The sequence below is a fragment of the Picosynechococcus sp. NKBG042902 genome, assembly GCF_963864045.1.
Lineage (GTDB): Bacteria > Cyanobacteriota > Cyanobacteriia > Cyanobacteriales > MRBY01 > MRBY01.
Genome location: NZ_CAWLTV010000063.1, coordinates 26,763 through 40,508 on the forward strand (window position 1 = coordinate 26,763; position 13,746 = coordinate 40,508).

General features: G+C 50.8%; 13 protein-coding genes. 6 read left to right on the forward strand and 7 right to left on the reverse strand.

What is annotated here, in order from left to right:
- Nucleotides 1-265 precede the first annotated feature (265 nt).
- Complete coding sequence (locus AACR41_RS05145) at nt 266-1,465, forward strand: YihY/virulence factor BrkB family protein (RefSeq protein WP_012307325.1); 1,200 nt, start codon at nt 266-268, stop codon at nt 1,463-1,465.
- 38 nt (nt 1,466-1,503) lie between these two features.
- On the opposite strand, the gene metK is transcribed toward AACR41_RS05145, so the two are convergent.
- The 3 genes from metK to AACR41_RS05160 form a co-directional block, all read right to left on the reverse strand.
- Nucleotides 1,504-2,757: a methionine adenosyltransferase gene (metK, locus tag AACR41_RS05150; RefSeq protein WP_030007470.1), complete on the reverse strand. Its 1,254-nt coding sequence runs from the start codon at nt 2,755-2,757 to the stop codon at nt 1,504-1,506.
- A 133-nt stretch (nt 2,758-2,890) separates the two neighbouring features.
- Complete coding sequence (gene galE / locus AACR41_RS05155) at nt 2,891-3,883, reverse strand: UDP-glucose 4-epimerase GalE (RefSeq protein WP_030007471.1); 993 nt, start codon at nt 3,881-3,883, stop codon at nt 2,891-2,893.
- Between the two features lie 89 nt (nt 3,884-3,972).
- Complete coding sequence (locus tag AACR41_RS05160; RefSeq protein WP_012307328.1) at nt 3,973-4,320, reverse strand: hypothetical protein; 348 nt, start codon at nt 4,318-4,320, stop codon at nt 3,973-3,975.
- Nucleotides 4,321-4,452: 132 nt separating this feature from the next.
- Between AACR41_RS05160 and AACR41_RS05165 the strand changes: the two genes are divergently transcribed.
- The 3 genes from AACR41_RS05165 to AACR41_RS05175 are packed head-to-tail and all read left to right on the forward strand — an operon-like array spanning nt 4,453 to nt 7,051.
- Nucleotides 4,453-5,043 (forward strand): DUF3727 domain-containing protein, encoded by a 591-nt coding sequence (locus tag AACR41_RS05165; RefSeq protein WP_030007472.1) that lies wholly within the window; start codon nt 4,453-4,455, stop codon nt 5,041-5,043.
- The gene (mltG, locus tag AACR41_RS05170; RefSeq protein ID WP_030007473.1) at nt 5,033-6,121 is read left to right on the forward strand and encodes an endolytic transglycosylase MltG; all 1,089 of its coding nucleotides are present in this window, start codon (nt 5,033-5,035) and stop codon (nt 6,119-6,121) included. Before AACR41_RS05165 ends, mltG begins: the two co-directional genes overlap by 11 nt.
- 24 nt (nt 6,122-6,145) lie before the next feature.
- The gene (locus AACR41_RS05175; RefSeq protein ID WP_045442167.1) at nt 6,146-7,051 is read left to right on the forward strand and encodes a tRNA (5-methylaminomethyl-2-thiouridine)(34)-methyltransferase MnmD; all 906 of its coding nucleotides are present in this window, start codon (nt 6,146-6,148) and stop codon (nt 7,049-7,051) included.
- Here the strand turns inward: AACR41_RS05175 and AACR41_RS05180 are convergent.
- From AACR41_RS05180 to AACR41_RS05195, 4 genes are read right to left on the reverse strand one after another with little or no spacing between them, the layout of a single operon-like run.
- A complete protein-coding gene (locus tag AACR41_RS05180; protein ID WP_030007475.1) occupies nt 7,002-8,132 on the reverse strand; it encodes an ABC transporter permease in 1,131 nt (376 codons plus the stop codon). The two genes, AACR41_RS05175 and AACR41_RS05180, sit on opposite strands and share 50 nt — an antisense overlap.
- 11 nt (nt 8,133-8,143) lie before the next feature.
- The gene (locus AACR41_RS05185; RefSeq protein ID WP_030007476.1) at nt 8,144-9,250 is read right to left on the reverse strand and encodes an ABC transporter permease; all 1,107 of its coding nucleotides are present in this window, start codon (nt 9,248-9,250) and stop codon (nt 8,144-8,146) included.
- Between the two features lie 3 nt (nt 9,251-9,253).
- Nucleotides 9,254-11,215, reverse strand: coding sequence for an ATP-binding cassette domain-containing protein (locus AACR41_RS05190; protein WP_228657529.1), 1,962 nt, complete (start codon nt 11,213-11,215; stop codon nt 9,254-9,256).
- A 2-nt stretch (nt 11,216-11,217) separates the two neighbouring features.
- On the reverse strand, nt 11,218-12,459 hold the full coding sequence (locus tag AACR41_RS05195; RefSeq protein WP_030007478.1) for an HlyD family secretion protein: 1,242 nt from the start codon (nt 12,457-12,459) through the stop codon (nt 11,218-11,220).
- Between the two features lie 66 nt (nt 12,460-12,525).
- On the opposite strand from AACR41_RS05195, the gene AACR41_RS05200 reads away from it, so the two are divergent.
- Nucleotides 12,526-13,365 (forward strand): hypothetical protein, encoded by an 840-nt coding sequence (locus AACR41_RS05200; protein ID WP_030007479.1) that lies wholly within the window; start codon nt 12,526-12,528, stop codon nt 13,363-13,365.
- Nucleotides 13,362-13,745: a hypothetical protein gene (locus AACR41_RS05205; protein ID WP_152551009.1), complete on the forward strand. Its 384-nt coding sequence runs from the start codon at nt 13,362-13,364 to the stop codon at nt 13,743-13,745. Before AACR41_RS05200 ends, AACR41_RS05205 begins: the two co-directional genes overlap by 4 nt.
- Nucleotide 13,746: the final 1 nt, after the last annotated feature.

Consider the following 13,746-nt stretch of genomic DNA (forward strand, 5'->3'; position numbering starts at 1 on the left):
GCACCATTGGTAAACTTTGGGCGTGATTTTCGTCATGAAGATGTACTTGATAATCCTGTCAGCTGACCAGATAATTTTTGGGTAGTGCGACAGCGGCCTGACGTGGCTTTGTGCTTTGGGGGGAGAAGCGAGGCGATCGCCAAGGGAGTTTTGACCGATAAACTAATAGGTAGTGGTACTGTACTTCTTGGAATCTCAAAATGTTTCAGCAAATGCAGCTGCATAAACACGCCCCAAAAAATATGTTGCCCCGATCGGTCAGGCGATGAAACGTTTTTTGCGATTTTTTTTATTTCTTAATCACCGAACGCTGTATTGGACGATCCGCCAGGCGTTACGACGGCGACTGTTGGGGCTTTCGGCGGAGATTGCCTTTAACGTCATGCTGTCTTTGTTCCCGACGATCATTATGGCGTTAACGGCCCTGGGCTTATTCACGGCCACCCTCGATAACCAAACCATTCTACAGTTGGCGAGCTATTACGAAGATGTGATGCCGGTGTCGGTATGGACGCTCCTACGGGAGTTCGCAGCGGAAATTAGTAAGACCCCCAGTAAAAGTTTATTTTCGGTGAGTTTTGTCGCGACGATCTGGGTCTCGTCCGGGGCGCTGAGTGCGGCAATGAATGCCCTCGATCAAATCCACGAAATCCCCCCGGAACAACGGCGTCCTTTCTGGAAAGCAAAGTTGATGTCGATTTTTATTACCCTGGGGGCGATCGCCCTTTTGATTTTTGCCTCATTTCTGGTGCTGGTGGGCGATAGCGTCATTAAAGTCGGACTCGATTTAATTGTGCGCTTACCTGTAGATACGACGGGGGTCAATGTTTTAGTCACCCTCTGGCGGCTATTGAGTTTCCCGTTAGCATTGGGGTTAGGGACAGGCATTATTGCGATGGTGATTAACATTCTGACGAGTCCCCCTGATCGGCGTCATCCGCTGCGCAAACTCAAACAGATGTCCTTTGGCTTAGTGATCGCCCTCATTGCCTTTTTCGCCCTGTGTTTTTCGATTCTCTTTATCCAAAATCTGATCGTCGATATGGAGATCAACTACGATCTGGCCAATCTGTTGGTCATTCTCTGGCGTTTTCTGAGCCTGCCCGTCGCCTTGGCGATCGTTTCCATTGCCTTTGCTTTTATCTACAGCATGGGTTCTAGTCGCCTGATTAAAGGGATGCCCATTTTGCCCGGTGCCGTTCTGGGGGCCGTTTCCTGGGCGATTATCTCTTCTCTATTTCGCCTCTATGTTGCCAACTTTGGCCAATATAACCGTGTCTATGGGGCTGTGGGGACGGCGATTATTCTGATGCTCTGGCTCCAACTCAGCGCCCTGGTGATGCTCCTAGGAGATCAGCTTAATGTCGTTGTCGGCGAAGCAATGCTTGCAGATGCCCTCAAACGCGGCGATCGCCAACTCAACAAAAATCCCCCACTGCCAGAAGAAGCACCAGGGGAAATTTAATTAGCTTTTTAGGTTTAGGACGTCAGTACGCAAGAAAACTAGGCAACTGTTGCCGTGGCCAGTTCCTGTTTGAGAATATCTACCTTATCCAAACGTTCCCAGGGAAGATCTAAGTCTGTCCGACCAAAATGTCCATAGGCGGCCACATCCTGATAAAAACGCCCATTACGTTGGCTCGGTAAATTGCGCAGATCGAAAGCCTGGATAATCCCCGCCGGACGCAGTTCAAAATGTTTCTGCACGACTTCGAGCAACCGATCCTCATCCACAGTGCAAGTACCAAAGGTCTCGATCATCACACTCACTGGACGGGCCACCCCAATCGCGTAGCTCACCTGCACCTCACATTTTTCCGCAAGGCCCGCTGCGACAATATTTTTCGCCACATAACGGCAAGCATAGGAAGCACTGCGGTCTACCTTAGTGGGATCTTTGCCGGAAAAAGCACCGCCCCCGTGACGAGAATAGCCACCGTAAGTATCGATAATAATCTTGCGGCCCGTAAGTCCAGAATCTCCCTGGGGGCCACCAATGACAAACTTACCAGTGGGGTTTACCAGGAACTTCGTACTGTCACTTAAACCCACCGTTGCCCCGACAAAAACAGGTTTAATCACTTTTTCCAACAGATCCGCCTTGATCTTGGCCTGAATCTCCGTATTGTCTGTGAGTGCCCCAATGGTCTCTGTGTGCTGGGTCGAAATCAAAATCGTATCGATCCCCACGGGTTTGCCGTCCTCGTAGATCACCGTTACTTGGGTTTTACCGTCGGGGCCGAGGTAAGGCAGTTCACCGCTTTTGCGCACTTGGCTCAATTTCAGAGACAAACGATGGGCCAAACTAATGGGGAGGGGCATGAATTCGGGTGTCTCGTTGCAGGCATAGCCAAACATTAACCCCTGGTCTCCGGCACCAATTTCATCGAGTTGGTCGTCACTGAGTTTGTCCCGTTGCTCCTGGGCGCTGGTGACCCCCTGGGCGATGTCGGGGGATTGTTCATCCAGGGCAACCATCACAGAGCAGCTATTGGCAGAAAAGCCATTGTCGGCATTGGTGTAGCCAATTTCTTTGATTTTCCGGCGAGCCACCTGGATAAAATTCACATTCGCTTGGGTTGTTAGTTCACCCGTAATCAGCACCAAACCGGTATTGGTCACAACCTCAGCAGCAACACGACTACTGGGATCAGCAGCAAGTACGGCATCTAAAATTGCATCGGAGATTTGGTCACAAATTTTATCGGGATGTCCCTCGGTGACGGATTCGGAGGTAAAGAGATAACGACGAGACAATGTTGTATATCCTCTTGAGTTTAGAAAGTGGACAAGCGGGGTAGTGGCTTTTTATTTTATCTGGTTGAGTTCCTTTCTCTTTCAGAATTCGGGAGTTTCTGCTTGGCGATCGCCAATTTTTTTCACGATTACTTTAGCCATGACGCCGTTGGTGCCAGTGCCAAGCGTGTTTCAAGATAGTTTCGAGGTCAGCGTATTGGGGTTGCCAACCTAAGATTGTGCGGGCTTTTTCGCTGCTCCCTACAAGGCTGGGAGGATCACCGGGGCGGCGGTCGGTGGCGATCGCCTTGATCTCTTTGGCGGTAATTTTGCGGGCGGCCTCAATTACCTCTTTAACCGAAAAACCGTTGCCATTGCCGAGGTTAAAGGCCTCAGTTACCCCACCTTGAAGTAAATATTCCAGACCTAAAACATGGGCATCGGCGAGGTCACTCACATGGATATAATCCCGGACGCAAGTGCCGTCGGGGGTAGGATAATCGGTGCCAAAAATTGAAATACTGTCTCGTTTACCAAGGGCCGCAAAGAGCACCAGGGGAATCAAGTGGGTTTCGGGATTGTGGTCTTCTCCGAGGTTGCCCTCTGGGTCTGCCCCGGCGGCGTTGAAATAACGGAACATCACAGACCGCAAGCCATAGGCCCGGTCAAAATCCCAGAGCATTTTTTCCACCATCAGCTTACTCATGCCGTAGGGGTTGATCGGGTTTTGGGGATGAGCTTCGGGGATGGGAATTTCGCTTGGTTCGCCGTAGGTGGCACAGGTAGAAGAGAAAACAAACTGCGTGACTCCCGCTGCGATCATCGCCTCCAGGAGTGTTAAAGTCCCGACCACGTTATTGCGATAGTATTTGGCGGGCGCTGTGACCGATTCCCCGACATAAGCATAGGCGGCAAAGTGCATCACCGCATCGATTTTGTGGTCTGCAAATATTTGATCTAACAAAGGGCGATCGCCTGTGTCCCCAACGATCAATTCCGCTTTGAGCACCGACGCCACTAAATCTCGATGACCATAGACCAAGTTATCCAGCACGATGACCCGATAACCGCGCCGTTGCAGACTCAATACTGCCTGGGAGCCAATGTAACCCGCTCCCCCCGTGACTAAAACTGTTTTGTCTGCCATGGCTGTCCTCCTGTTTCTCTTCTAAATGACCGTTAGAACATTCGTGCAATTAACTGGTTCGGCATCAAATCTTTTCTCAAATTTAGAAACTAGAATTTAGACACCTTCCCATGGAGCCAATTTACCAGGAGTGTCGGGCAATTTTTCATAAACCAACGCCAGGCCAAAATCCGAAAAATAGGCTTAGAAAATCGGGCAATGTATTTCGCCAAGCGATTGAGGGGGCGGCGGCGGACTTTTTTGTTGATTAAATTCACCGAGCCAATGTCGTAGAGGCATTCTAAAACCAGTTTGACCGTGGTCTCTTCCCGCAAAAACATGGTTTCAATGAGCAGCAACATATCCTGGAGGCGTTTCTCTTCAAATTCTTGCTCCTGGACGGTTTTTGTGAGGGGGGCTGTAACCTCGGATTGGACAGTAATTGGGGCTTTGGACATGGGCAGATCACAATGGGCGCATTGAAAACATCATAGTGGGAGTTTAGGGGGCCTGTACAAATCAAAACTTTGGCCCACTGCGTGATATTCTGAGAGAAATTATTTCTGTTCCTTTTTTGCCAGCCACTGTCTATGTCTTCGCCTTCTTTTGATTCCGGACGGGAGCTTGATGCTCAGGACATCGTTACCCTCACCGATGCCATGGGGCGATCGCTAGATTGTTACGTTGAGAATGAAATTACCCAGGATGGCACTGAATACTATTTTTTGATGCCAGTAGACCAGCCAGTGGTGATCCTCGCTTGGGACGAAGATGAAGCCGAGGAGAGCGATTTACCGGAAACGGAACTGGTTGAAGATCCAGAAGAACTTGCAGAAATTTTCCCCGATGCCAAGGCGGTACTGGCAGAACATGATTTAATCCTCCAGGATACGGCCCATGTGATGACCGTCCGTGGTGAGCTGCCCCCCCTGGAAGAGGATAAAATTCTCTCTTTAGAGATTGAAGATGATGACTTTGAAGACGAAGAGCTAGAGGCCGAAGAGTTACAGGAATTAGCGCGCTTCTACCACCTCGACCAACTCTACAGCATCTACACGCCCCTAGAGCCGATTCCTATTTTTGTGAAGGTGACTGAGGATGAAGAAATGGAGATCCTCGAACCTGGGGATCCGATGATCCAAAGTTTAGTTGATACGCTCCTGCTCCAAGATGCCGACTAATGCGCCCCCCAAAACGCAACCCTTAGCACAGCGAAAACGGGGCTTTCCTTGGTTTTCTGGGATCCTCGCCCTGACAATGGCGATCGCCTTTTGGCAGAGTTGGGCCTGGTGGCGGTGGGCGATCGCCCCTGGGGAAAATGCTGACCAGACGGTACAACTCGACATTCCAGTCGGTACAGGCGCAGCCCAAATTGGCGAAGATTTAACGGCTTTGGGTTTAATCCAATCGCCCAAGGCGTGGCAGATCTGGGTAAAGTGGCTCAGGCTCACGGATCGGGGCGGCAGTCTCAAGGCGGGTACCTACCAATTTCCGCCCAACCAAGATCTCCCGGCGATCGCCCAGCAAATTTGGTCAGGGGACGTGGTACAGACGAGCGTGACCATCCCCGAAGGTTGGACGATCCAACAGATGGCAAACCGTTTTGAAGCTTTGGGGTTTTTTCCGGCCACGGAGTTTATTGCGGCGACCCAGACCATCCCCCGCGAGCAATTTCCCTGGTTGCCAGCAGATTTAACCTCCTTAGAAGGCTTTTTATTTCCCGACACCTATTTTCTCGATACCGCCCAGCCCAGCCCCCCAGCGATTATTGAGCAGATGTTAGGCCAATTTGAGGCGGTGGTCTTGCCCCTCTATGAGGCCGAAACGGTGCCTTTGGATTTGTCCCTCGCGGAATGGGTGACCCTAGCGAGCATTGTGGAAAAAGAGGCGGTGATCCCTGAGGAGCGGCCGTTGATTGCCGGGGTATTTGTCAATCGCCTGGAACAGGGCATGCGCCTGGAAACAGACCCGACGGTGGAATATGGCCTCGGCATTCGCCAAACGAAGGAACAGCCCCTTACCCTTGAGCAGGTGCGCACCCCTAATCCCTACAACACCTATCTCAATGAAGATTTACCACCAGGGGCGATCGCCTCACCGGGACTAGCCAGTTTTCGGGCGACGTCCAATCCTGAAGCGACGGACTTTTTATTTTTCGTGGCCAACTACGACGGTACCCATGTTTTCAGTGAAACCCTGGCAGAACATGAAGCCGCCACCCAACGGATCCGCGCCGCCATCGACGGTGAGACAGAATAGCTTTTCAGTAGCCTAATCGTGACGATGTCTAGCTTGGTGCCCCAGTTAACAGCCGACGGTTCCTATACGTTTTTTTCAGAAGAGTTTCAGGAGCATTTCCACTCCCAGGTGGGGGCCAAACGGGAGGCTAAGGAAAAATTTCTCCTGCCCTGTCGGATCGCCGAACTCGCCCAACAACCCCAACTACGGCTGTTAGATATTTGCTATGGCTTGGGTCACAATACCGCAGCAGCCCTCACGGAAATTTGGCGCGTTAATCCCCACTGCCAAGTGACCTTATTTGCCCTAGAAAAAGACCAGGCGATCGCCCTTGAGAGCATTCAGCAAAATATCCTGGCGGCCTATCCCAAAACGGTAGTTTCCCTACTCCGGGAACTGAGCGAAAATCTTCAGGTCGAAACAAGCCTATTCAAAGCCCAATTTCTCACGGGAGATGCACGACAAACCATTCAACGAGTGATTCAGGCCAATTTTCAGGCCGATGCCATCTTTCTTGATCCCTTTTCACCGCCAAAATGTCCCCAACTTTGGACAGTGGAATTTCTCAATTTAGTGGCCCAATGCCTTGCCCCCGACGGCTATTTGGCAACCTATTCCTGTGCGGCGGCGGTGCGGGTAGCCCTCCAGGCAGCAGGTTTAAAGCTCGGCAAAACCCCCGGTGTCGGTCGAAAGTCTCCCGGAACCCTCGCGCGGTTTATTCCTGAGAATCTGACGCCTTTGTCCCAACAGGAGCAGGAACATCTTTTAACCAATGCGGCGATCGCCTACCGCGATCCGACCCTCCAGGACGATGCAGCAACAATTTTGCAGCGGCGACGGGACGAACAACAGTCCAGCCAGCGAGAATCCACGAGTCACTGGAAAAAACGTTGGTCAGCCCTCAATTCAACTGCGCCCGAAAACGATGCACACTCACCGACAACAAAATAATCGCAAACCCTAGCAATGCCAAAATATTCGGCCACAGGGAACCAATCGCCACCCCTTTGAGAATCAAACTCCGGGCGATCGCCACATAATGGCGCAGCGGGTCAAACCACGAGAGAATCTGGAAAAATTTCGGCATACTCTCAATCGGGGCGATCGCCCCAGAAAGCTGGATAATCGGCGCATTAAAAAAGAACGACGTTAAGACGACCTGCTGCTGAGTACGCGATAGGGTGGCGAGTAAAATCCCTAAACCAATACTCACAAATACATACAGTCCAGAAAGACTATAAAAAATTAAAAAATTGCCCCGAAAAGGTAAATTGAAAATAAATTTCCCCATACCGCAAGCAATTAAAACATCGCCCATCAAAAGGATAAATAACGGCACAATTTTAGCCAATAAAATTTCCCAGCCCGATGCCGGAGTCATTAACAACTGCTCTAATGTCCCCACATCTTTTTCGCGAATCACTGTCACTGAAGAAATCAGAGAACCCGTTAATGTTAATACTAAACCAATCACTCCCGGCACAAAGAACCAACTACTAATCAAACCGGGATTATATAAAAAACGACTTTGGCTTTCGACGGGGGGCGTTTTAAATTCAGGATTTCTTCGGCGAGTATATTGATTCACAATTTGATTAATATAGCCATTTGTAATGCCTGCAGTATTGGCATCAACCCCATCAATAAAAACTTGTACTTCCGTTGAATTGCCTTGGTTTAAATCTCGATCAAGGTTGGGCGGAATAATTAATCCGGCGGTTAATTTACCATTCCGTACTTGCTCCTGTAACTGAGCTTCATTTTTAGGGATTGACTCAATTTGAAAGATGTCATTTTCCGTCAAGGCAGAAACAAATTCACGACTTTGGGCAGAGTTGGCGTAATCAATTAACCCTAAACTGAGGTGATCGACATTGGGGCTGAGGGCTAAACCAAAAACTAATAATTGAATCGTCGGCGGAAAAATCAGGAGAAAAATAGATTGGCGATTCTTCAAAATTTGTCGGATTTCTTTGAGGGTCAATGCCCAAAATCGACTATCAAAAAAGCGATATAGAAAATTAATTTTCATAACTTCATTTTTCACTCCGACAACTGCATTTTTTTCATGATTTTTGTAGCGGCTTTAAAGAGAAGTAAACCAATCACGCCGACAACAATGGGTACATACCAAATACTGCTCCAACCACTGCCCCGCACAAAGGCATCTCTCGTAAGCAAAATGTAATAGCGGGCGGGAATAATGTTAGCAATTAAAGATAGGGGAAAGGGAATATTTTCTAAGCGGTAAATAAAGCCAGAGAGCAAAAATGAGGTCAAAAATCCGGCGATCGCCGTACCTTGGACTGCGGCATTTTGGTTTCCGCCCCGTGCGCCGATAAATAACCCGAAGGACACCGCCGCTGCGAGGTAAATGGCTGTGCCAATGATCAAGGGGAAGGGACTGGTTTGTAAGCGGATATGGAACAAGACAAAGGAGACGGTCATCACCACGAGGGTTTCGGCGATCGCCACCAGCCAGTACGCCAACCCTTTCCCTAACAGCCATTCCGTAGAACTGAGATCGGAGGCATAGACCTGAATTGCGGTTCCCTGTTCCTTTTCTCGCACCACGGCGATCGCCGCCAGCATCGAGGGAAACACCCAGAAGACGACCCCAAAAATCCCCGGCACAATATATAGGGCTTCCTCTCGACCGGGGTTAAACCAAATGCGCACCCGCGCTTGAATGCCTTCGGGACGTTGGGCATTGGGCAGAGTTTGGATAAAAAAGTTGGTTACCGCCCGCACACTGTTTTGGATCACCCGCGCATTATTCACATCGGTGCCGTCGATCAGGGCTTGCACCTTGGCATTGCCCGCTGCGACATCTTCAGCAAAGGTGGGGGGAATGACGATGGTTGCTTTGGCTGTGCCTCGATCCAGAGAAGATAATGGCGAACTATCGACCAAGGGGGTCGGAATAAATTGATTGGTCGCAAAAAGTCGTTCCACATAGCTACGACTGAGGGGTGAATTGTCAAAATCCTGCACCGCCAAAGGAATATTTTTCGTTTCCAACCGGATCGCGTAGCCATAAATTAACAACATCCCCAAGGGCAGCACCAACGCCAAGGCAACGGTCAGGCGATCGCGGCTAAATTGTGCCAGTTCCTTTTTCGCTTGGGATAAAACACGTTTTAGGCTCATGGTTTAGCGTAAATCCTCCGCCCGTTGGACTGTGCCGATAAAGGAATCTTCGAGGGTGAAGGGAATGGTGCGCTGGCTATATATTTCAATCCCTGCTTGCTGTAAGGTTTGCTGGACAAAATTTAAGTCTTGGGCGGGATTATCTAAAACGAGGTGCAGGCGATCGCCAAAAATCGAGACCCGCCAATGGGCTAATTTTTCCTTGAGTAAATCCGAACTGTGCTGAATTTGGTTGGTACAAAGCTCGATCAATTGCCCCGGTTGCGCCGCCTTAATTTCCGTGGGGGAACCCTGCGCCACGATCTCCCCCGCTACCATAAATGCCATCCGATTACAGTTTTCTGCCTCCTCTAAATAGTGGGTCGTGACAAGGATCGCCGTCCCCTGCCGCGCAAAATCCCGAATTAACCGCCAAAATTGCCGTCGCGCCACCGGATCCACCCCTGAAGTCGGTTCATCGAGAAATAAAATATCCGGCTCGTGCATCACCGACGCGCCAAAGGCGACCCGCTGTTTCCAACCCCCCGGTAAACTGCCCGTTGTGATTTTTTCCCGACCGAGTAACCCGCAGGTTTCCAACACCCACGCGATTTTTTCCCGTCGCAATTTTCGGGGAATGCCGTAAACGCCGCAATAAAATTCCAAATTTTGCTGAATACTCAGATCATCGTACAGGGTAAATTTTTGGCTCATGTACCCCAGCCGCGATCGCACTTCAGAACGGTGGAGATTTTCCGTTTCCCCTGCCAGTGCCATCATCCCCGCCGTCGCTGGGAGCAAGCCACAAATCATTTTAATCGTGGTGGTTTTACCCGCGCCGTTTGCGCCGAGGAGTCCATAAATTTCACCGTAGTGGACATCGAAGGTGACATTTTTTACCGCCTGAAATTCGCCAAAGGTTTTTTGGAGTTGTTGGGCAGAAATGGCGAGTTTGGGAACTTCTGGGTTTAAATTGCCCCGTTTACGGTAATAGGGGAAGGATTTATACACCGGATCTGCCCCTTGCTGCCGCAAATGATTCACAAAGACATTTTCGAGGGTCGGTTCATTCGCCTCTAAACTTTGCACCTGAATGTTCGCAGCGGCTAGGGTTTGCGTAATATCCCGCTGGGCTTGGTCAACGTCGGGGGTCAAAATATCGAGGCGATCGCCAAAGGATTGCACATCGACCACCGTTTCCGGGGGCTGATTACGTAACAATTCCTCTGCTGCTACCAGAGCATTCGCCCGCAATTCCAAGCGATGCAAGCCTAAATTCCGCTGCAAGTCCCCCAACGTGCCAATCTGCTGAATTTCCCCGTCATAAATTAGGGCAATGCGATGACAGCGTTCCGCCTCATCCAGATAGGGCGTTGCCGTCACAATCGTTACCCCCTGGGCCGCAATCCCCGCCAGCAAATCCCAAAACTCCCGCCGCGACACCGGATCAACCCCCGTCGTCGGCTCATCGAGCAGCAAAATTTTCGGCTGGGCAATCAGCGCACAGCACAACGCCAGCTTCTGTTTCATCCCCCCCGACAACTGCCGCGCCAACCGATCCGGAAACTGATCCAAATTCATCAACTCCAGCAAATGACGGTGGCGATCGCCAAATATCTGCTCTGGCACATTCCGTAAGCCCGCCACATAGCGCAAATTTTCCAGAATGCTCAGATCCAAATACAGCGAAAACTGTTGCGTTAAATAGCCCACATCCAAGCGGCACTCCTGCGGTGTTTTGCCGAGCATTGCCACCGAGCCAGCCGTGGCCCCCATCACCCCCGCCAAAATCTGAAAAGTACTCGTTTTCCCCGCCCCATCCGGCCCAATCAGCCCAAAAATCTCCCCCGCTTTCACCGAAAAATCAATGCCCCGCACCGCCCGCACCGCGCCATAGTCTTTCCGCAGTCCCGCCACCTGAATCGTTGTTTCCCCGTAGCGTAACCCGTTGCTAAAAGTTGAATGATTGCTCGTCGCTGTCATCATCACTATCGCTGCACATTTTGGGTCGCATCCGTCAAAATCGTCGCATCCGCAGGCATTCCCGGTTTCGCAAAACCCGCTTCATTTTCAATCTGCAATTTCAAACCGAACACCTGGGTCACCCGATCATCCCGAAAATAAATATTCTCCGGCGTAAAGGAAGCCTCCGTATCAATTGCCGCCACCGTTGCCCGTAAAGGTTCCTCCGGCGCAGAGTCCAAAAACACCGCTGCCGTCTGCCCAATTTGAATCGCCCCCACCTCTTTTTCAGGAATAAAGCCCCGTAGATACACATCCCCCAAATTCACTAGGGTTAACAGGGTTTTTCCCGTTGCCACCACTTCCCCCGGTTCGGCGGTGCGCGTTAACACCACCCCATCGATGGGACTGACCAATTCTAAATCCTGGAGTTTCGCGGCAATTTCGTTGTAATTGGCTTGGGCATTTTGCACTTGGGCTTGGGCGGCACTAAGTTGAGCTTGAGCTTGGACGAGTTGGGTTTGGAGCCGTTGCACTTGCACCGCACGGATATCGGGGTTAAATTGGCTGGCTTGGGTTTGGGTGAGATTTCCCTCGGCGGTTTTGACCTGTTCAGCGGCGGCAGCTACGACGGCACGGCGGGCATCGAGGTTTTCCTTCGTCGATAAATATTGGGTTTGGGCTTGTTCTAAGCGCTGCTTGGACACCACACCGGATGCGTACAATTCCTGAAAGCGATCGCCATCGGCTTTGGCAAGGGCGAGTTCTGCTTCGAGTTGTTTGACCTGAGCTTGGGCTTGGGCGAGTTGGGCTTTCGCGGCGGCAACATTGGCTTGGGCGGCATTCACCCGTCCGGTGGTGTCATCCTGGGCCTGCTGTTGGATGAGTTGGGCTTCGGTGATCTGATTTTCAATGACGGCGATTTGCAGTTGGGCTTGGTTCACCTGTTGCTGGGCGGCGTTAATCCGAGCCTGTGCCCCCTCCAAAGCAGCTTGTAATTCAGCACTGTCGAGGGTGACGAGGACTTGCCCTTTTTGTACCGTATCCCCTTCTCGCACGGCGATCGCCTCTATTTTCCCGCCCACCTTGGCGCTAATATTCGTTTCATAGCCTTCGATTCTGCCGCTGAGTTCGATGCCTTGGGTGGGTTCTGGACGGAGGAAATAGTTCACCAGACCAACGCCCAATCCCCCCACCAGCACGATGGGCAGCGCAATTTTAAGAAATTTTGGAATGCCTTTGTTTTGGGTCGTTGCGGCAGCAGTCATCACATTTCTAGGAGATTTTCGTCGTTAATCTAACTACCTTTCATTATGGAAGGGATACGCCGGGGGATGGCTCAGCACGTAGTATTTCGACAAATTGCCATCGCTGATAAGGTTTATCTATTTTTGGCGACACCCGGCAAAATTCCAGGGAAAATGGTGGGCAACTTAAGGCGATCGCCCATGGCCAATCTCAAAATCCCGAAGCAAGAGTATTGCCCCTACGCCCAATATTGGGAACCAAAATCGACCCCAGAAGGTTATGTGCTCTCAGCAGAATCTCCCCAATCGAGAAGCTGGGCCGCGATGGGCTGTGCGGGTCTTTTTATTACGGTGTGGCTGGGGATTTGGTGCGGGGTTTCTTTTACGATGTTTGCGATCGCCTTAGTACAGATCTTCCAAGGCCCAACATTGGGAGCCATATTTATGTTGCTGTTCCTAATTCCCTTTGTGGCCATTGGCGTGGGCGGACTGGTTTGGGTCGGGCGACTCCTCTACCAAAAATATCGAATCAAAACTGGGGTACTGATTTTACCAACCTATCCACTCTACGCTGGGGAAACCTATCGGGTGCGCTATCGCCGCCTCTTGCGTAACGGGCAAACAACCCAAACGGCTCTTCTGTCTGCCACCTGGTTGCATTATGAATGGGTGCAATATTATCGCGGCACAGACCTCGAAACTGTGACCCACGGGCTTTCAACCCAGGCTTGTTTGGAGCACGCCATTGGTCGGGGAGTCAAGCAACTAGAATACACAATCGATCTGACCATTCCCGCCGATGCCAAGCCGAGCATCTACGCGCCGCCCCACAATCAACTGCGCTGGGAACTTCAGGTGCGTTGTCATTTGCCCCAGGTTGTGCGGGATACATCTTTTTTTAAGTTAAGGGTGGTGAGGAGACCATGACAACGCTGAAAACGCCCATTATGCTACATCTTGACCGTGATGCAGTGAGTTTGGGAGAGAGATTATCGGGTGATTTTGTCTGGCAGCCAGAAGATACGGAACGTTGCCCGAAAAAAGCGACGGTTTCTATTCTGTGGTCAACGGAAGGCCGAGGCAAAGGCGATCGCCACCGGGTCAGTTCCCAAATCCTTGACCCAAATATGGTGCTGAATCTCATGGGGCGAAACCATCCTTTTAAGTTTGAGATTCCGTTGGATGCGCCTATTTCCTACGATGGCTTTTTATTTCGGTTGATGTGGTCTGTGGAAGTGCGGATCACGTTTCCAGGCTTGTTTAGCGACAAAGATACAGCGGTAGCTTCTTTTCAGGTATTGGCTTAGG

Bases quoted from the DNA above. Each gene is read 5' to 3' on its own strand.
- AACR41_RS05145 (WP_012307325.1), top strand. From the start codon at position 266: ATGAAACGTTTTTTGCGATTTTTTTTATTTCTTAATCACCGAACGCTG.
- galE (WP_030007471.1), bottom strand. From the start codon at position 3,883: ATGGCAGACAAAACAGTTTTAGTCACGGGGGGAGCGGGTTACATTGGC.
- AACR41_RS05160 (WP_012307328.1), bottom strand. From the start codon at position 4,320: ATGTCCAAAGCCCCAATTACTGTCCAATCCGAGGTTACAGCCCCCCTC.
- AACR41_RS05165 (WP_030007472.1), top strand. From the start codon at position 4,453: ATGTCTTCGCCTTCTTTTGATTCCGGACGGGAGCTTGATGCTCAGGAC.
- mltG (WP_030007473.1), top strand. From the start codon at position 5,033: ATGCCGACTAATGCGCCCCCCAAAACGCAACCCTTAGCACAGCGAAAA.
- AACR41_RS05175 (WP_045442167.1), top strand. From the start codon at position 6,146: ATGTCTAGCTTGGTGCCCCAGTTAACAGCCGACGGTTCCTATACGTTT.
- AACR41_RS05180 (WP_030007475.1), bottom strand. From the start codon at position 8,132: ATGAAAATTAATTTTCTATATCGCTTTTTTGATAGTCGATTTTGGGCA.
- AACR41_RS05185 (WP_030007476.1), bottom strand. From the start codon at position 9,250: ATGAGCCTAAAACGTGTTTTATCCCAAGCGAAAAAGGAACTGGCACAA.
- AACR41_RS05190 (WP_228657529.1), bottom strand. From the start codon at position 11,215: ATGATGACAGCGACGAGCAATCATTCAACTTTTAGCAACGGGTTACGC.
- AACR41_RS05195 (WP_030007478.1), bottom strand. From the start codon at position 12,459: ATGACTGCTGCCGCAACGACCCAAAACAAAGGCATTCCAAAATTTCTT.
- AACR41_RS05200 (WP_030007479.1), top strand. From the start codon at position 12,526: ATGGCTCAGCACGTAGTATTTCGACAAATTGCCATCGCTGATAAGGTT.
- AACR41_RS05205 (WP_152551009.1), top strand. From the start codon at position 13,362: ATGACAACGCTGAAAACGCCCATTATGCTACATCTTGACCGTGATGCA.